The sequence below is a fragment of the Paenibacillus algicola genome (assembly GCF_005577435.1).
In the GTDB taxonomy this organism is placed as follows: domain Bacteria; phylum Bacillota; class Bacilli; order Paenibacillales; family Paenibacillaceae; genus Paenibacillus_AQ; species Paenibacillus_AQ algicola.
This window is the reverse complement of record NZ_CP040396.1, coordinates 4322731-4348582: the sequence shown is the minus strand read 5'-3', so window position 1 is coordinate 4348582 and position 25852 is coordinate 4322731. Positions and strand designations below refer to the sequence as shown.

The 25852-nt window shown below is 52.9% G+C and carries 18 protein-coding genes; 16 read left to right on the top strand and 2 right to left on the bottom strand.

All coding sequences use genetic code 11. The features are described 5' to 3' along the window. Positions 1-16: 16 nt before the first annotated feature. Complete coding sequence (locus tag E6C60_RS20190; RefSeq protein ID WP_138227443.1) at positions 17-1450, bottom strand: four-carbon acid sugar kinase family protein; 1434 nt, start codon at positions 1448-1450, stop codon at positions 17-19. Beyond that, positions 1447-2367, bottom strand: coding sequence for a 2-hydroxy-3-oxopropionate reductase (gene garR, locus E6C60_RS20185; protein ID WP_138227442.1), 921 nt, complete (start codon positions 2365-2367; stop codon positions 1447-1449). Before garR ends, E6C60_RS20190 begins: the two co-directional genes overlap by 4 nt. Before the next feature lie 297 nt (positions 2368-2664). On the opposite strand from garR, the gene E6C60_RS20180 reads away from it, so the two are divergent. The 16 genes from E6C60_RS20180 (at position 2665) to ltrA (ending at position 25647) form a co-directional block, all read left to right on the top strand. Continuing rightward, positions 2665-3276: a GntR family transcriptional regulator gene (locus E6C60_RS20180; RefSeq protein WP_138227441.1), complete on the top strand. Its 612-nt coding sequence runs from the start codon at positions 2665-2667 to the stop codon at positions 3274-3276. A gap of 193 nt (positions 3277-3469) precedes the next feature. Beyond that, a complete protein-coding gene (locus E6C60_RS20175) occupies positions 3470-3895 on the top strand; it encodes a hypothetical protein (RefSeq protein ID WP_138227440.1) in 426 nt (141 codons plus the stop codon). Between the two features lie 129 nt (positions 3896-4024). Further along, positions 4025-4102, top strand: a complete 78-nt coding sequence (kdpF, locus tag E6C60_RS21635; RefSeq protein ID WP_407669175.1) for a K(+)-transporting ATPase subunit F — start codon at positions 4025-4027, stop codon at positions 4100-4102. A gap of 29 nt (positions 4103-4131) precedes the next feature. Then, positions 4132-5793, top strand: coding sequence for a potassium-transporting ATPase subunit KdpA (gene kdpA / locus E6C60_RS20165; RefSeq protein WP_138227439.1), 1662 nt, complete (start codon positions 4132-4134; stop codon positions 5791-5793). A gap of 25 nt (positions 5794-5818) precedes the next feature. After that, positions 5819-7849: a potassium-transporting ATPase subunit KdpB gene (gene kdpB, locus E6C60_RS20160; RefSeq protein WP_138227438.1), complete on the top strand. Its 2031-nt coding sequence runs from the start codon at positions 5819-5821 to the stop codon at positions 7847-7849. A gap of 14 nt (positions 7850-7863) precedes the next feature. Next, a complete protein-coding gene (gene kdpC / locus E6C60_RS20155) occupies positions 7864-8430 on the top strand; it encodes a potassium-transporting ATPase subunit KdpC (protein WP_138227437.1) in 567 nt (188 codons plus the stop codon). Positions 8431-8490: 60 nt separating this feature from the next. Beyond that, on the top strand, positions 8491-10824 hold the full coding sequence (locus E6C60_RS20150; protein WP_138227436.1) for a histidine kinase: 2334 nt from the start codon (positions 8491-8493) through the stop codon (positions 10822-10824). 89 nt (positions 10825-10913) lie between these two features. After that, positions 10914-12431: a DUF4118 domain-containing protein gene (locus tag E6C60_RS20145; RefSeq protein WP_138227435.1), complete on the top strand. Its 1518-nt coding sequence runs from the start codon at positions 10914-10916 to the stop codon at positions 12429-12431. 17 nt (positions 12432-12448) lie between these two features. Further along, on the top strand, positions 12449-13156 hold the full coding sequence (locus E6C60_RS20140) for a response regulator (RefSeq protein WP_138227434.1): 708 nt from the start codon (positions 12449-12451) through the stop codon (positions 13154-13156). Between the two features lie 127 nt (positions 13157-13283). Next, a complete protein-coding gene (locus tag E6C60_RS20135; RefSeq protein WP_138227433.1) occupies positions 13284-14183 on the top strand; it encodes a hypothetical protein in 900 nt (299 codons plus the stop codon). A gap of 118 nt (positions 14184-14301) precedes the next feature. Further along, the gene (locus tag E6C60_RS20130; protein ID WP_138227432.1) at positions 14302-16482 is read left to right on the top strand and encodes a family 2 glycosyl transferase; all 2181 of its coding nucleotides are present in this window, start codon (positions 14302-14304) and stop codon (positions 16480-16482) included. A gap of 6 nt (positions 16483-16488) precedes the next feature. Continuing rightward, a complete protein-coding gene (locus E6C60_RS20125) occupies positions 16489-19542 on the top strand; it encodes a hypothetical protein (RefSeq protein WP_138227431.1) in 3054 nt (1017 codons plus the stop codon). 114 nt (positions 19543-19656) lie between these two features. Then, positions 19657-20625, top strand: coding sequence for a HEAT repeat domain-containing protein (locus E6C60_RS20120; protein ID WP_217496357.1), 969 nt, complete (start codon positions 19657-19659; stop codon positions 20623-20625). Positions 20626-20664: 39 nt separating this feature from the next. Then, on the top strand, positions 20665-22089 hold the full coding sequence (locus E6C60_RS20115) for a glycosyltransferase family 2 protein (protein WP_138227429.1): 1425 nt from the start codon (positions 20665-20667) through the stop codon (positions 22087-22089). 216 nt (positions 22090-22305) lie between these two features. Further along, positions 22306-23772, top strand: a complete 1467-nt coding sequence (locus E6C60_RS20110) for a protein adenylyltransferase SelO (protein WP_138227428.1) — start codon at positions 22306-22308, stop codon at positions 23770-23772. A gap of 582 nt (positions 23773-24354) precedes the next feature. Continuing rightward, entirely contained in the window at positions 24355-25647 is a 1293-nt protein-coding gene (gene ltrA / locus E6C60_RS20105) for a group II intron reverse transcriptase/maturase (RefSeq protein WP_138226044.1), read from the top strand. Positions 25648-25852 lie beyond the last annotated feature (205 nt).

Below are 25852 nucleotides of genomic sequence, written 5' to 3'. Positions count from 1 at the left end.
TATGAGTCAACGTATATTACGGCTGGTTCGTGCCTTCCAGCATGGCTGCAACATCCCGCAGCGTTGTAACCGCCCCGACATTGCCGGGAAAAATAATGTAAGGCAGATGAGGGAATTTGCTCTCCTCCCCTGTCGTCCATACCGGGATGCCGGGAGCTACCTGCCCGGCTACCGTCGCTCGGCGAACGCCCAGGCCATTCGTGCCGATATCACTGGAGGTGATGCCTCCCTTGGCGATCAAGTAACGCGGAGTGACGGCAAAGCGCTGGACAATGGAGGTTACCGCGCGGGAAATATCGACCGACAGCTGCAGCTCCTTCTCCTTCATGTTCTGACCCAGGTCAAGCCGCTCGCGCCGCGTATAAATGACGGTGGTCACACCGGCCTGAACCTTCTCTTCCGCTTCCCGCTGAACACGGTCAATTTCTTCCTGAAAGTCTTCCGGCTCCAGTACGAGATGGGCATCCAGCTCCAGAAAATGCAGAGTGGATAGCTCTTTGAGCTTCTCCAGCTGATCGGTCGTCTTCTGCACATGGGACCCGATCATGATGAGGCCGCCGGTGGAAGCTTCTGGATTTACGAGCTCGGGTGCGGTAAGCAATGGCCGGAAAGAGATGTTCCCGATCACCTTGGTGAAGGCTGCCGCTGTGCGGTACAGGAACGTCTTGCCCTGGCGCAATGCGCGCATGAGAGCGATAGTAAATACACGCACGTCCTGCTCCTCAGCGGCATCGACCACGACCTTGTTGAAGCGACTCACATTCATGAGTAGAGACGTGATCTCGTCGATCGCCAGACTGCGGATCATGGAGAGCGGAATCAAGGTGACGTCCTTCGCAGAAAACCGTCCGTCCGTCTTCTCTTCTACATATTCCGCAAGGGAGCTTGAGCGGTAGCCGAAGGTGCGGTCTTTCGCAAATTCGGTTTCGCCCGCCGGAATCAGCTCATCCTCCTGACGTACATAATGCACGCCTTCAAGCGTTAGCCGTCCGCCTTCAAAGAAGAAGGGAAGCAGGATTTCGCCGTCGATAGGATTTCCTTCTCCTTGCAGCGTCTCATACAGCACCTCGGTCTCCAGCGGATAATGCCCTCTCAGCGTGGAATCTCCCCGGCTGATGAGCAGGAAGGGCTGATTCAGCTTGCGGCTGACTGCGGCCGCGCGCTCCGCGATATCCTGATGCACCTGGCGCGTCTCCTCTTCGGAGAAGGCGCGGGAGTTCGTCAGAATAAAGAACAGGCTGCCAGGCTCAAGAAATCCTTGCTCGATCGATGCCTCGCTCCAATCGGTGTACACGGACACGCCGTGCACCGTCTGGACTCCGGTCGGATCATCATCCAGCACGATAATCTGGTGCTTGAAGGAAGAGATCTCTTTCTCCCAAAGCGCCTTCACCGCATCCGGAGAAAGAGAAGGGTAACGGGACAGGGCTGTACTGGCCTGGATCCTCATTGGCTGTCACCGGACACTTGGAAATTGGCAATTTTCTCATAGTATTGGACCAGACCGCCGTGATCATCCGCAGCCTTTCCATCCGCCTTCAGGGAGTGGAACATTTCCAGCACCTGACTGGTGAGCGGTAATGGAACGCCGATGGCATGCGCAGTGTCCATGACGTTCGTCAAGTCTTTCGCGTTGATGTCAATCCGTCCGCCGGCTACGAAATTACGCTCCAGAATGAGCGGCACCTTGGCATCCAGCACGGCGCTTCCAGCGAGACCGCCGCGGATGGCTTCATACATCTTCTGCAGATCAATGCCGGCCTTAGCTGCCAGAATGAGCGCTTCGGACATGGCTGCAATATGGACATTGACCAGGATCTGATTCGCCAGCTTGGCCGTGGTTCCGCAGCCATGCCCGCCAACGAGCGTAATATCCTTGCCCATATGCTCCAGAACCGGCTTCGCCTGCTGGAAAGCGCTTTCCGGTCCGCCGACCATAATGGCCAGCGTGCCGTCTACGGCCTTCGGCTCGCCGCCGCTGACCGGCGCATCCAGCATCTCCATGCCTGCAGCCTGCAGTGCATCGGCAATTTCCTTCGATACGACAGGAGAGATCGAGCTCATGTCTACGACGATGGCTCCCGGCTTCGCGCCGTGAATAACCCCGTGCTCACCCAGGATTACGCTCTTCACATGCTCCCCGTTCGGCAGCATCGTAAAGATCAGCTCACTCTGCTCGCCGACCTCCTTCGGAGAAGCTGCGGCAATAGCACCGCTTGCGGCCAGTTCCTCAACAGCGCTTACATTAATATCGTATACGGTCAGCTTATAGCCGGCGCGGATCAGATGCTGTGACATCGGCTTTCCCATGATGCCAAGTCCAATAAATCCAATTTTCACAGAAATAACCTCCTTAGTACTATCCATAGATTCTGCTTCGAACATATCGTCCGGCAGATTTATTTGTTATCGCTTACAAATGATATTGTACACAAATATAAATATTTTGTATACAAAAATATTTAAAAAGTATACATATTTTATTCTGTTAAACATTATGTCCACGCATTATACTGGAAATGACAGGCTTTTTTTCAAGCTGTATGACTTCCTAAGGTGCTTTCTCTTGAGGAATGGTAATGAAGTTCAAGTTCAATGAAGAATGAAGCAGGTTCGTCACAATTGACAATTAAAGAATATAAGATTTAGGAGACGACAAGGCATATGATCAAGAAGTCATCTGTAGCGTTTATCAAAGCCTACGAAACGATCCGGGACCAGATTCTGAACGGCGAGCTGCCGCGAGGCACCAAGCTGATTGAAGAAAAGCTGGCTGAAGAGATCGGGGTCAGCCGCACCCCCGTGCGCGAATCCATCCGCAAGCTGGAGCAGGAGGGCCTGATTCAGCAGAAAAGAGTGGTGAATCCCACGGAAACGGATCTGCGCAACCTGTTTCAGGTCCGCATATTGTTGGAAGGCTTTGCCGCGCGCAGTGCCGCGCAATTTCTGGGCGAAGAGGAGCTGGTGGAGCTTCGCAGCTGCGTCGATATCGGACGCCATGGAAGCCCGGAGGAGATTATGACGGCGAACGCGCGCTTTCACGATATTATTGTCCAGGCTACACATAACCCGTTCATGATTGATACGATTGCAAGAATGCAGTCGATCATTTACCTGTTCCGCAAAACGGTCGTGTACCACAAGCGCCCCTTCCTCATTGATGAGCATGAACAGATTTGCGAGGCGATCTCGTCCCATGACGGCGACCTGGCTGAGCGGCTGATGAAGGAGCATTTGCAGTCGGATCTTGAGTTTTGCATTCATTTATTGAAATAGCTGTATCTGAAGCGTCCTCTATATTTGCGGGAGGGCGCTTTTTTATGTTTTTTTTACAGCTTTAACGCAGATCTTTACCCTTTGTTTATGGAGATCCGTATTATGATGACCTCAGCAAGCCATGGAGGACAACAAGGTCATCCGCTTGCAGGGCACTATCCATATAGCTGGGACTGGAAAGGAGAACAATCAGATGCGGGATGTGAGAACAGAGGGGGAAGCTGTATTTACGCTCGTATCCGCTCATACACGAGCCGGGCTGGCATTCGTACAGACGTTAGCAGAGCATCATATCCCCGTGGCTTTGCTGAACGGAGGCCCGGAGGAATGGGCAGGCTTGGCATCCATGGCAGAACATGAACGGCTGCTGATTTCTGTGAACGCCGCCGATTCTTTTCCCGCCTATCCCCCAACGCCCATCGGCAGCGTGTTTCTCTTCGAGAATTCTCTGCCCATGATCTGCAGCTACCTGCAGTCCATTAAAGGCTGGACCGGGAATTCGATTTATGTGATTACGGAGCATTGCCGCTACCGTACTCTTTACAGTCAGCTGGGTGCGGATTATGTCATTTACAGTCAAAGCGGGGACGTATCCTTTTTGCTGGATGCTGTCCGCTAAATGAAATCGGGAGGAAGCTTATATGCTGGATATCATGATGGTGCTATGTCTGCTGCTATTGTTTACGCTGGTGTGGGGACTGCTGAGTTGGGCGAAGAGAACAACAGAGGAAGGGAGCTGGACCTCGTGATGTGGCTTCTGGGCATTGTCACTTTCTTGGTAGCCGTATACCTGGTATATGCGCTGATTTCACCCGAGAAATTCTAGGCAGGATCTGAAGAAATGGAGCTGAAAATATGTTTGCATTGCTAAGCATGGGTATCACGCTGGGCCTTGTGCTGCTGTTGGCTCAGCCGGCCGGGCACTATATGGCTTCTGTTTTTAATGATGCTCCGTCTCGGCTGGACCGCTGGTTTCGCTGGATTGAGCGTCCCCTGCTGAGTCTGGGCGGAGTGAAGCACAGCAACCAGACCTGGAAGCAGTATGCCGGGTCTGTGCTAGTCAGTAATTTGGTCATGATCCTGATGGTGTATACACTGTTCCGCTTGCAGCAGTATTTGCCGCTGAATCCTGCAGGGATCCCCAACATGGAACCGGCGCTGGCTTTCAATACAGCGATCAGCTTTATGACAAATACAAATTTGCAGCATTACAGCGGGGAGAGCGGCTTATCTTATTTCTCCCAGATGGTTGGGATTGTCTTTATGATGTTTACCGCACCGGCTACGGCATTGTCTGTATCCATCGCTTTCATTCGGGGGCTGGCGGGTCTGCCTCTAGGGCATTTCTTCTCTGATCTGGTTCGCTCGATTACCCGGATTCTGCTGCCCGTGTCGTTTCTGTTCTCCCTCATCTTTGTTGCGCTGGGGGTTCCTCAGACGCTCGATCCGCCTGCGGTCGTTCAGACCTTGGAGGGAGGAGTGCAGCATATTGCCAGAGGGCCGGTCGGATCTTTTCTTTCTATTAAAGAGCTGGGCAATAATGGCGGCGGCTTTTTCGGAGTAAATTCAGCGCATCCGTTCGAGAATCCGAATGCGCTTAGCAACGCTCTTCAGATTATTCTTATGCTATTTATCGGCACAGCACTGCCCTTCACTTATGGAATCATGGTAGGCAGCATCAAGCAGGGAAGGATTCTGTTCATGTCGATGGGCCTGCTGTTTCTGCTGCTGCTGGGTGGTGCCCTGGGTGCGGAAAGTCAGGGTAACCCGGTGTTCGACAGCTATGGCTTTCAGCAGGCCGGAAGTATGGAAGGCAAAGAAGCCCGGTTCGGCATTGCCCAATCCACACTGTACGCTGTCGTTACGACGGCCTCGGAAACGGGTGCAGTCAACACGATGCATGATACCCTAACCCCGCTGGGGGGGATGGCTGCTCTGTCTGCTATGCTCCTGAATACGGTCTTTGGCGGTGCAGGTGCCGGGCTGATGAACGTATTGATGTATGTCATTGTAGGCGTTTTTTTGTGCGGCTTAATGATCGGGCGTACCCCGGAGTTTCTCGGTAAAAAGATTGAAGCGCGTGAAATGAAGCTGCTCGCGGTCACCTTGCTGATTCATCCTGTGCTTATTCTCATCCCCACTGCGGCAGCACTGGCGGCAGTGCCGGAAACGATATCCAATCCCGGATTTCATGGCATTACACAAGTGCTTTACGAGTATGCCTCGTCTGCAGCAAATAACGGCTCCGGCTTTGAGGGGCTTGCGGATAATAATCTCTTCTGGAATATGTCGACAGCAGCGGTGATGTACCTTGGCCGGTTCTTGTCAATGATTACGCTGCTGGCGGTCGCCGGTTCGCTGGCCTCCAAAGCAAGAATTCAGGAAACCTCGGGCACTCTCCGTACAGACAGCCGAGGGTTTATGGTTATTTTGTTGGGAACCGTCCTGGTAGTAGGAGCTTTGACCTTTTTTCCGGTTCTCGTACTGGGTCCCATCGCAGAGTATTTAACGCTTTAACCATGATTGTCTGGAGGACATCCGAATGAAAAATGAGACCTTTAACACCAAAGCGCCCCTGCTGCGCAACGCCTTGAAAGAATCCATGATTAAGTTGAATCCAGCCGTTATGATCCGTAACCCGGTCATGTTTGTCGTGGAAATCGGCTTGCTGATTACCTTGATCCTTGTGATCGCCCCGGATGTATTCGGAGGAACCACATCCCGGGGGTTTAACCTGGCTGTAGCGCTTATTCTGCTAAGCACACTGCTGTTTGCTAATTTCTCGGAGGCTCTAGCGGAAGGGCGGGGGCGGGCTCAGGCAGACGCCTTAAAGAAGACCAAGCAGGATCTTCTGGCCCGCAAAATAAGCAGCAGCGGCGCAATTCAACAGGTGCATTCGTCAGAGCTGCGAAAAGGAGATATCGTGATTGTCTCTCAGGGAGAGTGGATTCCGGGAGATGGTGAAGTCATCGAGGGACTGGCCTCCGTGGACGAATCAGCCATTACTGGAGAATCCGCGCCGGTCATTAAGGAATCCGGGGGCGACTTCAGCTCGGTGACTGGCGGAACACGAGTAGTGAGTGATCAGATCAAGATCATGATGACCGCTGACCCCGGAGAGTCTTTTCTCGATCGGATGATTCTATTGGTGGAAGGGGCTAAAAGACAAAAAACACCTAATGAAATTGCACTAAACACAGTATTGACCAGCCTGACGCTGGTGTTCCTGATGGTGGTCATTACGATCCCCTGGATCGCGTCTTATGTAGATATCCGGCTGGAGGTGCCGATTCTGATCGCCTTGCTGGTTTGCCTTATCCCTACCACGATCGGAGGGCTCCTGTCTGCCATCGGGATCGCTGGTATGGACCGTGTCACCCAGTTTAATGTGATTGCCACTTCCGGCAAGGCGGTTGAAGCATCCGGTGATATTCAAACGGTCATTCTGGATAAGACCGGCACAATTACGTACGGTAACCGGATGGCCAGCGAGTGGATTCCCGTGGGGGACAGTGATGAGCAGTCTCTGGCACGATGGGCAGGCATCTGCTCCTTCATGGATGATACCCCGGAGGGGCGCTCGGTACTAGCGCTGCTGGATACACAAGGCATAGCTCTGGATATGACGGCTTACAAGGAAGCGGAGTGGATTCCGTTCAGCGCGGAGACTGCAATGAGCGGCGTCCAACTGGCGGATGGCCGCAGCATTCGAAAAGGCTCTGTACAAAGCATCAAGCGGTGGGTTCTTTCTCAAGGCGGGCTTGTGCCCCAAGATCTGGAGCTTAAAGCAGAAAAAGTGGCTCGCGCAGGTGGAACGCCCTTGGCGGTGGCAGTGGATCAAACCATATACGGACTTATTCATTTGAAAGATACTGTTAAGCCAGGGATGAGGGAGCGGTTTGAGCAGATGCGCCGCCTTGGGATCAAGACCATCATGTGTACAGGCGATAACCCCGTGACGGCAGCAACGATTGCATTGGAGGCTGGGGTAGATGACTTTATCGCAGAGTGCCGGCCGGAGGACAAAATATTAGTCATCCGCAAGGAGCAATCGGAGGGCAAGCTTGTGGCGATGACCGGTGATGGTACCAATGATGCGCCGGCATTAGCTCAGGCAGATGTAGGCATTGCCATGAACAGCGGGACGGTGGCCGCGAAGGAGGCAGCCAACATGATCGACTTGGATTCGGACCCCTCCAAGCTGATCGAGGTCATTGCGATTGGCAAGCAGCTGCTGATGACCCGAGGAGCGCTGACTACGTTTAGTATTGCGAACGATATCGCTAAATATTTTGCAATTATTCCCGCTATGTTCATGATCGCGATCCCTGAGCTCGAGTTGTTGAATGTGATGAGGCTGGGCTCGCCGCAAACGGCGATTTTGTCCGCGCTGATCTTCAACGCCGTGATCATACCGCTGTTAATTCCGCTCGCCACGAAGGGCGTAGCTTACAAGCCGATGTCATCCTCCCGGCTGTTGCAGCGCAACTTGATTATCTATGGCCTGGGCGGGGTTGTGGTGCCTTTTATCGGGATCAAACTGATTGACGAAATCATCTCATTATGGATATGAGAGAGGAGAACGCTATGAAAATGGTATTGTCCAGTATCCGTCTGAGTCTGTCCCTTATGCTGTTATGCGGCCTCGTCTATAACGTCGCGGTTACTGTGATTGCACAGACGATGATGGCGAAGCAAGCGGACGGCAGTCTTATTTATAATCCGCAGGGAACCGCAATCGGATCAGAGTTAATTGGTCAAAGCTTCACGGACCCATCCTGGTTCCAGGGACGACTGTCTTCTATAGAATACGCTGCTGAGGGCTCGGGAAGCCCCAACTATGCGCCTTCTCATCCGGAGCTGCACCGCCGGATGCAAGAGCTTTCTCTGGAATGGAGGAAGAGTAACCCGGACGCAGGGGAGAGCGGCCTGCCCCAGGAGCTGATGACGAACTCGGCCTCCGGCCTGGACCCTCATATTCATCCCGAAGCCGCGCGGGCTCAGGTGCCCCGCATCAGCGAGCTCAGAGGCCTGTCGGACTCGGTGCTTTATCAGCTGATCCGGGAGCACACTTCGGGTCGTCAGCTTGGATTTTTGGGTGAGCCGGTTGTGAATGTGACTTTGCTCAATCTGGCGATGCAGGAGCTGAATTAAGCCTGCCATCGTGGTCGGTCTGAACGGGTTTATTTTTGATAGTAGAGTAGGTGACTTGATATGGAAGCCTTCCGCAGGAAATCACCGGAAGAAATTCTGCAATCCATTCAGGCCTTGCATAAAGGAAGACTGAAACTCGTGATCGGTCCTTTTCGCGGGGCAGGCAAAACCTATCAGATGCTGCTGGAAGGACATACTCTGCTGAAACAAGGCATTGACGTTGTCTTCTGTACAGCCACCAGCCTGCGCCATCAGGAAACGATGGAGCAGCTCGGTGAGCTGGAGCAGATTGAGGGCATTGCCTGGATGCGGAATGGAACTCTTCAGAAGGATCTGGATCTTGAAGCCATCCGGAAGCGCCGTCCAGAGGTCGTGTTAATTGATGAGCTAGCTCATCAGAACCGTCCTCAGGCCTTGCTCCCTACACGCCTTCAGGAGATCGAGGAGCTGCTGAGCCAGGGCATCAGTGTCATTACAACCGTAAATGTATTCGAGCTTCATGGTTATGCACAATGGGCGCAGCAGCTTACGGGCATGGTAATTCGGCAAACCGTATCCAGCCGCATTCTGGACATGGCGGATGAGCTTCGTCTGATTGATGTCACCCCGGAGACCATTCTGGCCCGCCTGGCCGACGGCACCCTTGTGACGGAGCACCCTGAAGCCGCCTGGCATGAGCCCGGCCACTTAGCCAAGCTGAGAGAGCTGGCACTGCGGCTGGTAGCGGAAGAGGTTAACGAACGGCTGGTAGAGCACAGGAAGGAGCAGGGGCTTGGGGGACCTTCCGGAGCCTCGGAGCATATTTTGGTATCTATACAGTATCACTGGAACGGATCGATCTATATACGGCGGGCGCAGCAAATCTCAAAGCGGCTGAATGGCCGTTTGTCCGTGGTTACATTTGTACATGCTCAGAAGCCGCTCACCCCTGACCAGGAAACGTTCAAAAGCTCGCTGCTGAAGCTGGTGCATAAATTACAAGCGGGCTTTGAGGAGCTTCAGCTGCCTTCAAGGAGACAGATTGCGAGGGCTCTCGTTGATTATGCGCATAAGCATGGGGTGACCCGAATTGTACTGGGGCATTCCCGGCAAAGCACTTGGCAGGAGCTGATCAGGGGTTCAGTGGTTCATGCACTGCTGGACCGACTTCAATATGCAGATCTGTACTTTATGGCGGATACAGCAGAGAACTACGGAGAGCGGATTCTGCCAGCGCCCAGCGTGACTGCACCTGCTCATCACTCCTACCGGCGTCTTAGCGGACTTGAAATCCAAGAGCGCATTCATCAGATTACGCGGGGAAAATTTAAGGTTTATATCGGTGCCGCCCCAGGTGTAGGCAAAACGTACACCATGCTGAAGGAAGGAAATTTGTGGAGTGAGAAAGGCATTAAGGTCGTGGTGGGATTCTTGGAGACCCATGGACGACAGGAGACGGCGGATCAAGTCGGACGCCTGCCGGTCCTCCCACGAAAGGTCATCGCTTACCGCGGGGCTCTGCTGGAGGAGCTCGATGTATCGGCTATCTTGGAGTGCAATCCCGAGGTCGTGTTGATTGATGAGCTGGCACACAGCAACGTACCGGGAAGCAGCAACCAAAAGAGATATCAGGATATTCAGGATATTCTGAACGCAGGCATTTCGGTCATTTCTACAATGAATGTACAGCACCTTGAGAGTCTTCAAGACCGAGTGGAGCATCTGACGGGTGTCAAGGTGCGGGAAACGGTGCCTGATGGCTTGCTTCAGCTCGCCGATGAGGTTCAGCTGGTGGATGTAGCACCGGACGCCCTGCGTCAGCGGATACGAGAAGGCAAAGTATACGCTATGGACAAGGTAGAGCAGGCGCTGCAGCATTTTTTCAAAATGGGCAATCTGATTGCACTGCGAGAGTTGGCCCTCCGGGAGCTGGCGGATGATGTAGATGAACGGCTGGAGGCCTGGGAAGAGGGCTATTCCCTGAGGGGGCCCTGGCGGGGGCAAGAAGCTATTCTGGTCGTGCTGACCCCGAATGAGCACGCAGAACGGCTGATTCGTCACGGCTTCCGTATTGCCTTTCGGCTGAAAGCCAGCTGGCGCGTCTTGCTGGTTACCACGCAAGAGCTTACGGCAGAGCAGAAGCAGCGCTGCCTGAAGCTGGAGGAGCTTTCCGAGCGTCTTGGCGGCAGGTTTGAGGTGCTGCAAGCGAAACATCGCCGTGAAGCTGTTCGGGAGCTGTTATATCAGGCCCGCGCCTGCTGCTGCACTCAAATTGTCATTGGGCATACCCCCGGATCAGGAGGATCCGGCGTGCTGTCGCGAAGTCTGGTCAAGCCGCTCTTGAAACATGCACGACATCTGGATATTCTGGTCGTTCTGCAGACGGCTGGAATTCATCAAAGAATCATGAACTAGCATTTGATGGGCGCACCGTATCGAAAAGATTGCCATATTGACATAAAATGTATATGATGTTGCTGACGCTGGTTCGAGGTGGGAATGATATGAGTTATCGAAGAACAGCAGGTGCATATGCCTGCGTCACTTTGCTGGTGGCCAGTCTTACTTTCTTGCTATGGATGCTTGGATTTTCCTTTGATCTGGTCAATATTGCCCTGATCTATTTATTACCGGTCCTCTTGAGCGCTGTTTATGCGGGCAAGGGACCTTCTTTGTATGCGGCGGCTCTGAGCGTCCTGGCTTTTGACGTTTTCTTCGTGCCGCCGGTGCTGAGTGTCACCGTGGAGGATCTGCGGTATTTGATTTCGTTTGTTATTTTTCTTGCGGTGGCCGGATTGACAGCCAGCCTGGCAGACCGGTTAAAGCAGCAGCTGCAGTACGCCAAAAGAAGAGAAGCACAAACGGCCCTGTTATTGGCACTTAGTAAGGAGATGGGCCAGCTGACAGAGATTCCGTCTCTGTTGGCCAGCTTATCGGCACAGATTGCACGGCATGTGGAATGTGAAACTGCCTTTTACCTAGTCCATGAAGGGCGAGGACTGGAGCGGGTCGTTCAGGCGCCGGGCTTCTCCCGCTGGGAGGTTACGGAGAAAGAAGCCGTCCTTGCAGAGTGGGTGTTCACGCATAGAACGACAGCAGGCCGGGGCGCGGAGACTTTACCGGAGGCATCCGGTCTGTTTCTGCCGATTTCTTCTGAGGACAGCATCTTCGGCGTCATGGCGGTGAACTTGAAAGGGAAAAAGCTGGCGGAAGATGCACGGCCGCTGCTGGAGGCACTGGCAGGCTTGGCGGCCAACACCATGGCCAGAATCCGGCTAAGCGAGGAGGCCAAGCTTGCCCAGCTGACAGCAGAGTCAGAGAAGCTCCGTAACGCCATCCTGGACTCGGTCTCCCATGAGCTTCGGACTCCGCTGGCGACCATTACCGGCTCTGTGACGGCTCTCATTGAGGGGGAGCGCATCTTCTCTTCCAGCGACCGCTTAGAGCTCCTGAGCACGGTTGAAGAAGGGGCGAGGCGTATGAACCGCTTGGTCTCCAATCTTCTAGGGATGGTACAGCTCGAAAGCGGCATGCTGCAGCTGAGGCAAAGCTGGTGCGACATCGAAGATATTGTCGGCGTGGTGCAGCATCAGGTGAAGGAGCTTCAGCGGAACCGGATGCTGCACATTAGGCTTCAGCCGGATTTGGGATGGCTTCGCGGGGACCAGGGACTGCTGGAGCTGGTGCTGGTCAACATTTTGAGCAACAGCTTCAAATATTCCCACGATTACAGCCTAGTGACTGTAGACGTTCGCTTGGAGCAGGGCTCTATGAATATCAGGATTGCTGATGAAGGGATCGGGGTTGATAAATCCGACCAGGAGAGGATTTTTGATAAGTTTTACCGTGCCAAGCATAGCCAAAATGTACCGGGAACGGGGCTTGGCCTGGCTATTTGCAAAGGAATTATTGATCTTCACGGGGGGAGCATTAAGGCCGAGACGAACGATCAACAAGGACTTACCGTGACCGTTCGCCTTCCGGTTCATGACCGCTGCACGGCGGTGCCCCTCGTACCATAAACCAGGAGTGAAGCTTGATGAGTACCGGGCAAGGAGCCAGAGTGCTGATTATTGATGATGAGCTGCAGATTCGAAGGCTGTTAAACGTGGCGCTGCAGGCTCACGAATACGAGGTTGTTCAAGCGGAGACGGGCATTCAAGGCCTGGAGAAGGCTTCGACCTGCCTTCCTGATCTCATTCTGCTGGATTTGGGTCTGCCTGATCTGAGTGGATTGGAAGTGATGGAACGGCTGCGAGAGTGGACAACGGTTCCGATTATCGTGCTGACAGCGAAGGAGCGGGAAGAAACGAAGATTGAAATGCTGAACGGAGGAGCAGATGATTACGTTACAAAGCCCTTTGGCATGGGGGAGCTTATAGCACGCATTCGCGTCGCCCTGCGCCATGCAGCAAGGACCGCTCAGGAGCCGGTGCTGCAGTTTGAGGGCTTGACCCTGGATTTGGCACATCGACATGTCGAGCTGGGGGGAAAAAGAATCAAGCTTACGCCCACAGAATACGATCTTCTTAAAGTGTTGGCTTTGAATGCAGGAAGAGTCATGACGCAGCGGCAGCTGCTGCAGCAGGTGTGGGGCAAGCATCATTATGAAGCGGAAAGTCATTATCTGCGCATTTATGTCGGCCATCTCCGAAAGAAGCTGGAGCAGGACTCTACCCGGCCTCAGTACATTGTTACTGAACCGGGCATCGGATATCGGTTTATGGAAAGAAAGCATAGTGACTAGCAGGCTCTTAAACAAGCACATCACATGCTAGAGGCATAAACTATAATGATAGCCAGGTCTAATGCAGAGGCTAGACATAGACGATATTAGAGTAGAACACACAATTTAAGGAAAATGGTGAACAGACATGCGCAGATTAAGTATTATCTTGAAGTTCTCCCTTGCGATGACCGCATGGTTTGGGCTGACCGGGGCGGAGGCAGCCTCCCGATTTGACCAGTCGACGACGATCTCAACCTGGCTGTGGGATACGGCCACCATTGTAGAGGAAGAGCAACAGGAGACCGTGATCTCCAATCTGGTCAGTCACCATGTGGATGTGCTCCAGCTTCAGATTCAGACTGATATTCAGCTGGAGGTGTATCAGCGATTTATCCGCAAGGCTCATGCGGCCGGCATTGCAGTCCATGCTCTTGACGGCAGTCCGTATTGGGCGGACCGGAATGGTCCCAAGCTGCAGCAGGCTTTTTTGTCATGGCTGACGACATATCAGAACCAGGCCGCTCCGGAAGAAAAGTTCAAAGGCATTCACCTGGACGTGGAGCCTTACGGCCATGACAAGTACGAGCAGAAGAAGAACATGCTGTGGACAAACTACCAGACGATGATGCTGACCTTTAAGGACTATACGGACCGGCATGATCTCGTGTTCGAGATTGATATTCCGTTCTGGCTGTATGGCATTCCATATAACAATCAATATGGCAAGGGCAATGTCGCAGAATGGGTTTGCGGCCATGTGAAGCATATTACAATTATGGCTTATCGGGATACGGCCTTCCTGAATGATGGCGTTGCAGGAGTCGCTGCGGCAGAGATGAAGCTGTTTCGCAAGTATGGGGTACAGGGCGTGATTGCCGTCGAGACCGGCAAGCTGCCGGAGGGGAACGACTTCGTGACCTTTTATGGAGATGGCAAGGAATATATGTATGGACAGCTGGAGCAGGTTTACCAGAAATATAAGAAGGATCCTGCCTTCCACGGGATCGCGATTCATCACTATGAAAGCTGGATGGAAATGAAGTAGTTGTTTTCAGAAAAAGTTTGTCAATCTGGTATTAAATGATGTTTTGGCATACTTATTCACATCTTCGCATATTGACACCTGAGTCCTACTACCTATAAGATGTGGTAGGAGGTGTCTTATGAAGTCGAAAGCTAGATATATATTACTGATCTTGTCTATTTTTCTGGCAGGGCTTGTGACTGCCGTTGTCCTTATACCTGAGAGAAATTCAGATGTCACAACCGATGATCAACCCGAAAAGATCCGGTTTCCCTATGTCAGCAAAGTGGAAAACGGTTCTTTTCATGTGCGCACAAATGCGGGCTGGGAGCCGTTTTTCGTCAAGGGTGTCAATATTGGGGCCGGCAAGCCGGGCGCCTTCCCGGGTGAGCTGGCGATTACCTATGAGGAATATCTTCGCTGGTTTCAATACATATCAGACATGAATGCCAATACGATTCGTGTGTACACCACGCTCAGACCACAGTTCTACAATGCGCTGCTCGATTTTAACCAGAGCAATGAGGCTGCCGGCAAGGATCCCCTGTACCTCATTCACGGGGTGTGGGTAGATGAGAATGACATCCTGACGATTGAGGATGCGTTTGGCGAAGAAGACAAAATTGTGAATGATGTGATCCGCAGCGGGAAGGAAATCGTAGATATTTTACACGGTGACCGCTATCTGGCTCCGAACAAGGGGCATGCAGATGGAACGTATACATCGGATGTATCAAGCTATGTGATCGGCTGGATCCTGGGGATCGAATGGGAGCCGGCTTTTGTAGTGGGCACAGATGAAAATAATACAGCACGTGACCAATTTGAGGGCAAGCACCTTTTTACAGAGAATGCCTCCCCGTTTGAAATTTTCCTGGCCGAGATGGGCGACGGCATTATGGCCTATGAGCAGGAGAAGTATGGAATGCAGCGTCCGGTGGCCTTTTCCAACTGGGTTACTACCGATCCGCTGACGCATTCAAGCGAGCCTTATCCGAACGAGGATTTGGTAGAGGTTAATGTCGAGCATATCAAGACCAAGGAATCCTATGAGACGGGGATGTTTGCATCGTATCACGTGTATCCATACTACCCGGACACCTTTAGCTTTCAGAAGGAATACATTGAATATATGGATGAGCGGGGACAAGCCAACCCCTACCGTGCTTATCTGGAGGACCTGAAGCAGGTGCACAGCATTCCGATTGTCATCTCCGAGTTCGGCATTCCAGCCTCCCGCGGTAAGGCTCATGAGAACAGGGTGACCGGCTTTAACCAGGGCTTTATTGATGAAAAGACCCAGGGCGATATGATTATGCACATGATGACCGATATTCATGATGCAGGTCTCGCCGGAGGCATTGTATTTGCCTGGCAGGATGAATGGTTCAAGCGAACCTGGAATAACAATGATCTGGATTTGCCGGACTCCCGTCCGTTCTGGAGCAACACGCAGACCAACGAGCAGCATTTCGGCCTGCTGGCGTTTGACCCGGGCAGCCCGGGCAATCTGGTGGAGGTAGACGGAAATGCGATGGAGTGGCAGGGGGAGAAGCCTTTTTACGAGGATGAGCGGCTGAAGCTGTACGTCCGGAGTGATGAAGCTTATATGTATTTTAGGGTGGAAGCCGAGAATTATAATTTTGAGCAGGATACGCTGCTGCTGCCGATGGACACGATATCGGGGCAGGGCAATGACGGGATGAAGGATATGAAGGTATCCTTCAGCGAGGCCGCGGATTTTGTGCTGCAGATTCAGGGGCCGGACAACTCGCGCCTGCTTGTCGATGCCTATTATGACAATTATTATTTCCGCTATGCGGTGCTGACGGATCTGTTAGAAAGACAGGCTGAATATCATACCAAGAACTCGGGCCTGTTCAATCCCATCTTCCTTGCGCTGAACAAGCAGATCAAGATTCCGACAAGCGGAGAAGTTATTCCGTTTACCGGCTATGAGACGGGGAAGCTGCTGTACGGCATCAGCAATCCGGAGCATCCGGAGTATAACTCATTGAGCGATTTCTATTACCAGGACGGCCAGCTGGAGATCCGTATTCCATGGCAGCTCCTCAATGTGATGGACCCTTCGCGCAAAATGATCATGGATGACATGCATGCACGTGGAACCATCGCTTCATTAAAGACAGACAGCTTTCACATTGGCATTATGCAGCCTGATGAGAATGCCCCTTCGAACGTGCCGATGTCCCGCTATACCTGGGAGGATTGGGAGCGACCTAGCTACCATGAGAGGCTGAAGCCGTCCTATTATATTTTGCAGGAAGGCTTTAAGGGCCTGTCCACGGTAAAGGAGTAGGAAGACATGAAGAACAGAGCCTTCAAGCTTCGCTATATCCTGCTCGCAGTGCTTGTCATTCTAGTTCTTACGCCCTTTGTCTGGTGGCTGCTGAAACCGGCCAAGGCGCTGGATGTCGTCGTGGTCAACAAGACCTTCCCGATTCTGCAGGACAGCAAGGACAAGCCACAGCTGGATTATAGCAAACAGCGCGGGCTGTACTGGGTGCTGAATCATCAGCGGATTGACAATCCCAAGACCGGCAAGGCCTACAGCATGGATACGGATTACTCCGGCAATGCCCTGAGCAATGGCAAGCTTGTTCATAAGCCGCTGCAGATCAATAACGTGCCCGACATGATCTATCTGCTGGATGCCTACGGCACCGGAGGCTCCAGAGAGAGTGGAGTAGAGGAGCCGGGAATATCCGGTCTCACCCGGGACGAGATCGCTTGGGTATCGAACAGCTACGCCAGAGGCACCACGCTGCTTGGCGAATATAATATTGCCGGTGAGCCGACGAGTGACGCGGTATCCAAGGAGCTAGGCCGCTTGTTCGGCGTGTCCTTTACCGGGATGGCCGGCAAATTCTTCTCGGATTTATCCTCCGAGATCGACGTTCCGGACTGGATCCGCAACATTTATCAGAAGCAGTACGGCAAGGCCTGGTCTCTGAGCGGCGCCGGCATCGTGATCGCCGGCAACGACCAGATTGTCATTCTGCAGCGGGATATCGGGTTTACGGGAAGCTCGCTGCAGGTTGGGATGAATGAGGACCTGAACGGGAAATACGAAACGGAAGCAGTGAACTACTATAACTGGTTCGAAATCGTGGAGCCGGATGCTCCTGAGGATGTGATCGCCTGGTATAGCCTGGACCTGACGGAGGAGGGCAAGAAGCAGCTGGAGCCTTACGGGCTGAAGGGAACGTTTCCCGCCATCGTAGACCGCCGCGAAGGGGAACAGCGCTCAGTGTATATGGCAGGAGACTTCTCGGATTACAGAGGTCCGGATAAGCTGCATGGCTTTATCGGGGCAGCACCCTTGTACAAGCTCTTCAGCATTGAAAGTGAAGGGGATTTGGGCTACTTCTACTGGCGCTTCTACGTTCCCTTCATCACTAACGTGATGGAGGAGATCGAGGCTCAGGAGGAGCCCCAGTCCTTTGTCGTCAAGGCAGATGAAGCCTCCGGCGTGAAGCTGGTTTCCGCCATTGAGGAGGGCCAATTCTCGGTCTACCGAAACGGAGTATGGGAGAAGAGACACATCCAGGGCGTTAATGTAGGCTCAGGCATTCCTGGCTACGCTCCGGGCACTTTCCCGGAGGATGCTGCTTTTTATACCGAGTGGTTTCAGCAAATGGCGGATATGAATGCCAATACGTTGCGCGTGAAGGACCTGATGCCGCCTGTTTTCTACCGGGCTCTGGATAATTTCAATGTCAGCCATCCGGATCAGACGCTCTATTTAATTCAGAACATATCACTTGCATCCGATCCGGCTCCGCAGGATGTCTTAAGTAAGGAGGAGCAGGGTGCGTTCCAGCAGATCATGGAGAACACGGTACATGCTCTGCATGGCAATCATGAAAGCTCGGGTTCGAACGAGACAGAACGTTATAGTAATGATGTGTCAGGTTATGTCCTTGCCTATACGCTGGAGCCGGCATGGAGCAAGAGCTCGGTAGCAGCTGCCAATACAGCGCATGCCGGCTACACCTATGAAGGTGACTTCATGTATTCAACGGATGGAGCGACGCCGGTCGAAGCCTGGCTGGCTTCCATGCTGGATAAGCTGGCAGGCGTAGAGCTGCAGCAGTACGGCATGCAGCATCCATTGGCAGTCGTGCTAAACCCGGAGCTGGATCCGGTGTATGTCCGTAAGGCCGGGCTTACGTCCACGCCTGACGGACAGGTGGAGCTGGACCATATAGGCACCACAGCCCAATTCAAGGCACAGCTGTTTGGTGCTTATAATATTTATCCATCCAAGCTTGAGGAAGACGGCAAAGCAGGCTTCTTTGCAGGCTATCTGAATGACTTGGTGAAGGAAGAGGACCGCTATCACATCCTGGTCAATGAATTTGGAATTCCGACCACGAACGGCATCACGGAAGAGGATCAGGGCCGGGAGCTGGCGGATATGATTCAGAGCATTCAGGATAGCGGAGCTCTGGGCGGACTCGTTTACGAATGGGCAGACGAATGGGGAAGCAGCAGTCCGGACACTGCGCCGTACATGATTCCCAAGAAGCGGGGAGCGTTGTGGCATAACACGGACGATCCCGCGCAAAATTACGGCATTGTGGCGATGGAATCGGATCGCAATGTGCCTTTGACCTTAAATCTGAAGGGCTCAGGTCCGCTGGATTCTATAGGCATGGGTGCGGATGAATCGTATTTCCACATTCAAGCACAGTTCAAGCAGCTGCCGGATTGGGACAAGCAGCAGCTCATGATGTATATCGACACGATCGACCGCAAAAAAGGCGAGTATATGCTGGAGCCAAACGTCAATGAAAACTGGTCAGGGACTGAATTTAAGCTGGTCATCCCTCAGCCGGATCAAGCTGAGCTGCTGGTGATCCCTACGTACAACAAGAGCCGCGGCACTTATTTTACAAAGGTTACGACAGACGGCATCTTTGAGCGGCTATCACCGCTCCCGGATCAGGGAGCTTCCGCTCGCGCCAAAGATCTGTCTGTCCTTACAGCAGGCAGCTTTGAACGAGGGGATACGCATCTAAACCTCCAGGAGAACACTTTAAAGGTAAGAATTCCATGGGCCCGGCTCAATTTCACCGATCCTTCCAGCCTGCTTGTGATCAGTGACGAGCAGCAGCAGGGAGTGCCGGGATCAGATGAGGCTATCTCCGTCAAGATGACGGACGGCATGGTAGTTTCACTGGTGGTCATGGACAAGCAGACACGTAAGGTAGAATATCAATTTCCGGAAAGTGTCACCTCACAGGGATACCGCACGTTCACCTGGAAGACTTGGGACGTGCCCCAATACACCGCTCGAAGCAAGAGCAGCTATGAATGGATTCGTGAGGCATACCAGGATGAATTCAGCCCCTGAAGCGGCTGAAGAGGAGCGGAGAGAGAGGCGGTAGGAGTGAGAGAAGCATTTATATTACTGTGGATATCTTCCGGGCTTGTCATGGTCTTTTTCATAGCCATTGTTCTTATGTGGATGAGCGCGCATCATCGAATGAAGAAGGAGCAGCAGCTGAGTGCAGTCTTTGAACAAGAGCTGAACGAGCTGCTTAACGGCAAAGGACGGGAGTCACGAATCCGAACCGGCGAGTGGAGCCGGCTGCTCCGCGGCAAGGCATTCCGCTACGAGCTGCTGATCTCCTGTCTTGCCCGCAGAGGGGAAGACGAGCTCTACAAGCACCAGGAGCTGCTGTATACGTTCTACGACAAGGTCGGCATTATAGATTTCTTGGAGCGGCGGCTGCACTCGAATCAGGAGCATCTGCAGGCGCTCGCCTGTCAGTATATTGGTGATCTGCGGCTGAAGTCATTCGGAGACGAGATGTCGAGGCTGTCTTCAAGCAAGAGCAATCATGTGGTGTATCATGTGCTGCTGGCCCTGGCCAAGCTGGGAGATCTGGAGCGCTTGTCGGGTACGCTGGTGAAGCAGTCCTCTACCCTGTCCCTGTCGTTCCGTACCCTGCTGGAGGTACTCTCCGAGTTTAAAGGCTCCAAGCGGGACCTGTTCAAGCTGACGCTGGATCAGAGTGATGATTATCTGAAGAGCATCCTCATTAAATCCGCGGCCGATGAACAGCTGGAGGGCTTGGAGGAGTATTATCTGGAGCACCTGAACAGCAGCAATATCAATCTGCGCATTGCTTGTATCCGAGCTCTCGGCGGGTGGAAGGATTCCTCCATAGAGCCGGAGCTTGTCCGGCAGCTGGAGGACCCGGCCTGGGAGGTTCGAGCGGCGGCGGCCAAGAGCCTGGAGGGTACAAGGACACGCGCTAGCTTGCAGGCGCTGGTCCAGGCGACTGGCGACCCTGAGTGGTGGGTCCGGCATAACGCCGCCAAGACGCTTGCAGCTTCACCGGACGGAGAAGAGTATGTTCGGCGCATTATTAACGGCGAGGACCAGTTTGCCCGTGAAGCAGTTATCGGTGTAATGGAGATCTCTGTATAACGATCAACATGACGAATAGGGAAAGTTGGTAGCGATCTAATGTATTATTTCTGGAAGTTCTTGTTGTATTTCAGTGAATTCTGCATGATTTATACGATCGGCATTAATTTGTTTTATAATTTTCAAATGTTTATTTCGGTCCTGGATTTGTCCAGCTACAAGAAAAAAATGAAATCCTCGGATTATGAGCGGTATACCGAGTCCAAGAATATGGTGCCGATTTCCGTACTCGTGCCTGCATACAACGAAGAAATGACGATTGTAGATAACATTAAATCGCTGCTGGCCTTGAACTATTTTGAGTATGAAATCGTGATTGTCAATGATGGCTCGCAGGATGCCACAATGGCCCGGATCATTGATGAGTTTGGCCTGGTACAGGTCAAGCAGCCCTATAAGAAAAGTCTCGAAACTCAAGAAATTCTCGGCATTTACCGGAATCCGCAATATGAGAAGCTGGTGCTGGTGGACAAGCTGAACGGCGGTAAGGCGGACGCGCTGAATGCGGGGATTAATGTTTCGGCGTATCCGTTTTTTGCAAGCATTGATGCCGATTCTGTGCTGGATCAGGACGCGCTGGTCAAGCTGGCGATGATGTTCGTTGAGCGCCCCGATACTGTAGCCCTGGGCGGCATTGTCCGCCTTGCGAATGGCTCAAAGCTGCACAACGGGGAGCTCGTGGAAATGAAGCTGCCCAAGAGCAAGGTGGCCGGGCTTCAGATTGTGGAGTACCTGAGAGCTTTTCTGACGGGCCGTACCAGCCTGAGCAAGCTGGATTCCATTCTGATTATATCGGGGGCCTTCGGGGCCTTTAACAAGCAGGCAGTCATTGATTGCGGCGGATATAAATTGAAGTCGATCGGCGAAGATATGGACATTATTATGAGGCTGCACAAGTTCATGAAGGACCGCAAGCAGCCGTATCAGATCAAGTTTCTGGCGGATGCAGTGTGCTGGACCCAGGCGCCGGAATCGCTTAAAGACCTGCGGGTACAGCGCCGCAGATGGCAGATTGGCCTGTTTGATAACCTGTTAAGCTATAAGCATATGATGCTTAATCCTAAATACGGCAAAATCGGTCTGATTACGCTGCCATACTACTGGATTTTTGAGCTGATTGGTCCTGTTATTGAATTTCTGGGATATATCTTTATTCCATTAGCTTATTTATTCGGCCTGCTGGAATTCAGCAGCTTCCTGATGTTCTTTATGATTGCTTTCCTGCTGGGCACGACCTTGTCCCTGGGAAGCATCCTGCTGGAGCAATTCTCCTTCCGGAGATATTTGCGCTTCAGCGATCTGATGAAGCTGGTTGGCTATGCATTTATCGAGAACCTGGGCTTCCGGCAGCTGACCATTCTTTACCGCGTAGAAGGCATTATCCGCTTCCGCAAAACCCGTCATGCCTGGGGACAAATCAAGCGTCAGGAGTTTGCCTCTGGCAAAAACAACGCTGCAGGATAACAGAGAACAGACCTGAAGGGGCCGCATGCGGCTCCTTTTTTTACTGCTGCTGGCGTGATGATGGTCAGAAGGACGCAGATCCCGCCGGCCGCTGTTGCGATCTTTCCTCCTGTTCCGGGTATAATAGAGCATAGATGTGTATTCACATAGAAATGACTCCATGTAAGAACGACTGTGGAATTTCAATACGAGGATCGCAAAGGAGCCTAGAACGCCATGACACAATCACAGCAGCCGGCAGCAGCCGGATGGAAGCTTGATAACAGCTATAGCAGGCTGCCGGACCTCCTGTTCACGAGACAGGAGCCAGCGCCTGTCAAGGCACCGAAGATCATCCTGTTTAATCGTGAGCTGGCAGAGACGCTGGGGCTGGATGCCTCCAGCCTTCAGAGCCCGGAAGGAGCGGCCGTGCTGGCCGGAAACGAGCTGCCTCAAGGTGCGGAGCCTCTGGCTCAGGCCTATGCAGGGCATCAGTTCGGCTATTTCAATATGCTGGGGGATGGACGGGCAGTGCTGCTCGGGGAACAGCTTACGCCAGCCGGAGGCCGCTATGATATACAGCTGAAGGGATCGGGGCGTACACCTTACTCCCGGGGCGGAGACGGGCGGGCAGCCTTGGGGCCCATGCTGCGGGAATATATCATCAGTGAGGCGATGCACGGCCTGGGCATCCCGACGACCAGAAGTCTGGCCGTGACGGCTACCGGTCAAGAGATTCAAAGAGAGCTGTCGCTGCCGGGGGCTGTATTGACCCGGGTGGCGGCCAGCCATATCCGGGTTGGAACCTTTCAATATGCCGCGCAGTGGGGAACATCGGAGGATGTACGCACCCTGGCAGACTATACGATTGCCCGGCACTATCCTCATGTAAAGGATGCAGAGCAGTCTTATCTTTCTTTATTGCAGGAGGTCATCCGCCGCCAAGCCTCACTCATCTCGCAGTGGCAGCTGGTCGGCTTCATTCATGGCGTGATGAATACGGACAATATGACGCTGAGCGGAGAGAGTATTGATTACGGACCCTGTGCCTTTATGGATGCTTACCATCCATCGACCGTGTTCAGCTCCATTGATTCGCAGGGCCGCTATGCCTATGGCAAGCAGCCGTACATTGGAGCCTGGAATCTGGCGCGGCTGGCAGAAGCGCTGCTTCCCTTGATCCATGAGGATGTGAACAAGGCTGCGGAGCTCGCAGAAGAAGAAATTGCAAAGTTTGGCGTCTGGTTTGAGGATAGCTGGCTGCACGGCATGAGAGCCAAGCTGGGCCTGTTTAACGAACATCAGGACGACCAGGAGCTCATAACCGACCTGCTGGATCTGATGGCTGAGCACCGGGCTGACTTTACCAACACCTTCCGCGCCCTGACTCTGGGAGAAGACACGGAGATGCAGGCGATCGAGGCGTTTCAGCGCTGGCAGGAGCGGTGGAAGAAACGGCAGCGCCAGCAGGAGGAATCTCTGGAAGCGGCCTGGCGCTTGATGCGGGGCAGCAATCCGGCAGTCATTCCGCGGAATCACCGCGTGGAGGAAGCGTTACAGGCAGCAGAACAGGGCGATCTGAGTGTGATAAAGCGGCTGCTGGAGGTGTTGTCCCATCCCTATATCTATTCTTCGCTGCAGCAGCCCTACTGCGATCCCCCTGAGCCGACCGGCCGCGCCTACCGCACCTATTGCGGGACATAAACATAATCCCCCCCAGAAAGAAGCAGACCATTGCGGTCCGCTTCTTTTTTTGTGCGGCGTGCCCAGCTAAGCACGCATTCTCTAGCCGGTGAAAGTCCGGTCACAGGAGGGACCAAGCCCCTGTGTAGCTAGGATACCTGCGTATGGCGAAATCTGTGCGTAGAAGCGTATCGACATAAGTACCTGTCAGAGACAGGGCGAGCAACATACCAGGCTGTAACATAAAGTGAATCCTGCCGCGTCGTCAAAAAGGCCTCGCAAGAGGGGAAGAGGAAGCCGAGTCTCGCGCATATGGACGAAGGCCATGGAAGCTGTTCAGAACTTGGAACGACAGTGAAGAATCCTCCGGCGTAAGGGGATCGGCATGGTATGAAAGAGGATGCAGTGAACTGGGGAGGCCCTCCCCTGCACGTTTTTTTTTTTGAAACCGTAAAGAGACGCTCTATAAGCCTAAAAGGTGAAGTGAACCGTCTGCAGGAAGGGAGTCCGAGGGGCTCATAGTACCGAAGAATGCAGGACAACACAACCTGCAGGAGGGAAGGAGCCCTGCTTTGTTCAAGTTTCTTAAGGAGGTACGAGTCAGTGAATGCCAAACGGCTAACAACACCAAAGGAAAACGTTCAACAACTCCAAGAGAAACTAGGTCATGCGGCCAAGGAAAACAAGAAGCGAAGGTTTCACGCGTTGTACGACAAGGTCTACCGGCTGGACATTCTTTGGGAAGCATGGCGAAGAGTACGAGCTAATAAGGGCTCGGCAGGAATAGACGGAGAGACACTGGCAGACATCGAGAAACAAGGAGAAACATGCTTTGTACACGAATGTCAACGGCTTCTTAAAGAAGGCGAGTATCATCCGCAACCCGTAAGGCGCTACTACATTCCGAAGAAGGATGGCAAAAAGCGACCGCTCGGCATTCCCACAGTGAGAGACCGCGTCATCCAGATGGCAGCGAAACTCGTCATGGAACCGATCTTCGAGGCGGATTTTCAGGAAACGTCATTCGGATTCAGGCCAAAACGAAGTGCAAAGCAAGCGTTAGATCGCATTCGGAAAGCATGCAACCGCAAAGGGAATTGGGTGGTCGACGTCGACATCCAAGGGTACTTCGACAACATTAATCAGGAGAAACTCATCAAGCTGGTAGAAATGCGAATCAGCGATAGACGAATTCTGAAGCTGTTGAGGAAGTGGCTAAGTGCGGGTGTCATGGAGGAAGGCAATGTCAGACGCTCAGATTTGGGTACACCACAAGGTGGGGTCATTTCACCACTGCTGGCGAATATCTACCTGAATTACTTTGATCTCCTGTGGGAACGGCATGGCAGTAAAATGGGGGAACTCACACGTTACGCGGACGATCTGGTGGTCATCTGCAAAACAAAGAAGGATGCAGATCGGGCGTACGAACTCATTAGAGTTATTATGGACCGCCTAGAGCTAACGTTACATCCAACCAAGACACGCATCGTTGGACTATGGACAGGAGAAGAAGGCTTTGATTTTCTAGGCATGCACCATCGAAAGACGAAAGCCGAGACATCCAAAGGCAAAGTATACTATACGACCCAGCAGTGGCTGTGTCGCAAGGCGGAAGAGCGAATCCGAGAGGTCGTGAAGGAGCGACTTGCTCCGCCGAATATGCGTCACAAGACTTTCCAGGACCACCTGGAATACTTAAACCCTAAAATACAGGGGTGGCGCAACTACTACTACACAGCTTACAGCCAAAAGAAGATGGCGAAACTGGACTGGTACATCCTCCAGCGACTAGCCAAATGGGTTGCCAAGAAACGTCAACGCACGCGATGGATGAGCTCATTACGCGAAGTGAAAGCACTGTCCTCACAATGTGGACTTAAAACGCTCTTGTGATCTGCATGCACATGAATGACGAACATCGGAAAGCCGTATGAGGGAAAACCTCACGTACGGTTTGATGAGGAGGGGCAGAATTTATCTGCCCTTTACTCTAGCAGCAGGCGAAAATGTTCCTTGTTCATGCGAGGATATTCCGATGCGCTGGGATATTCTGTAATGCTATAACTAAACTATAGAGCCGCTAAGGAGCGGGAATCTT

Coding starts and splice junctions, on each gene's coding strand:
- E6C60_RS20190 (WP_138227443.1), bottom strand. CDS start 1,450: ATGAGGATCCAGGCCAGTACAGCCCTGTCCCGTTACCCTTCTCTTTCT.
- garR (WP_138227442.1), bottom strand. CDS start 2,367: ATGGATAGTACTAAGGAGGTTATTTCTGTGAAAATTGGATTTATTGGA.
- E6C60_RS20180 (WP_138227441.1), top strand. CDS start 2,665: ATGATCAAGAAGTCATCTGTAGCGTTTATCAAAGCCTACGAAACGATC.
- E6C60_RS20175 (WP_138227440.1), top strand. CDS start 3,470: ATGCGGGATGTGAGAACAGAGGGGGAAGCTGTATTTACGCTCGTATCC.
- kdpF (WP_407669175.1), top strand. CDS start 4,025: ATGTGGCTTCTGGGCATTGTCACTTTCTTGGTAGCCGTATACCTGGTA.
- kdpA (WP_138227439.1), top strand. CDS start 4,132: ATGTTTGCATTGCTAAGCATGGGTATCACGCTGGGCCTTGTGCTGCTG.
- kdpB (WP_138227438.1), top strand. CDS start 5,819: ATGAAAAATGAGACCTTTAACACCAAAGCGCCCCTGCTGCGCAACGCC.
- kdpC (WP_138227437.1), top strand. CDS start 7,864: ATGAAAATGGTATTGTCCAGTATCCGTCTGAGTCTGTCCCTTATGCTG.
- E6C60_RS20150 (WP_138227436.1), top strand. CDS start 8,491: ATGGAAGCCTTCCGCAGGAAATCACCGGAAGAAATTCTGCAATCCATT.
- E6C60_RS20145 (WP_138227435.1), top strand. CDS start 10,914: ATGAGTTATCGAAGAACAGCAGGTGCATATGCCTGCGTCACTTTGCTG.
- E6C60_RS20140 (WP_138227434.1), top strand. CDS start 12,449: ATGAGTACCGGGCAAGGAGCCAGAGTGCTGATTATTGATGATGAGCTG.
- E6C60_RS20135 (WP_138227433.1), top strand. CDS start 13,284: ATGCGCAGATTAAGTATTATCTTGAAGTTCTCCCTTGCGATGACCGCA.
- E6C60_RS20130 (WP_138227432.1), top strand. CDS start 14,302: ATGAAGTCGAAAGCTAGATATATATTACTGATCTTGTCTATTTTTCTG.
- E6C60_RS20125 (WP_138227431.1), top strand. CDS start 16,489: ATGAAGAACAGAGCCTTCAAGCTTCGCTATATCCTGCTCGCAGTGCTT.
- E6C60_RS20120 (WP_217496357.1), top strand. CDS start 19,657: ATGAGCGCGCATCATCGAATGAAGAAGGAGCAGCAGCTGAGTGCAGTC.
- E6C60_RS20115 (WP_138227429.1), top strand. CDS start 20,665: ATGTATTATTTCTGGAAGTTCTTGTTGTATTTCAGTGAATTCTGCATG.
- E6C60_RS20110 (WP_138227428.1), top strand. CDS start 22,306: ATGACACAATCACAGCAGCCGGCAGCAGCCGGATGGAAGCTTGATAAC.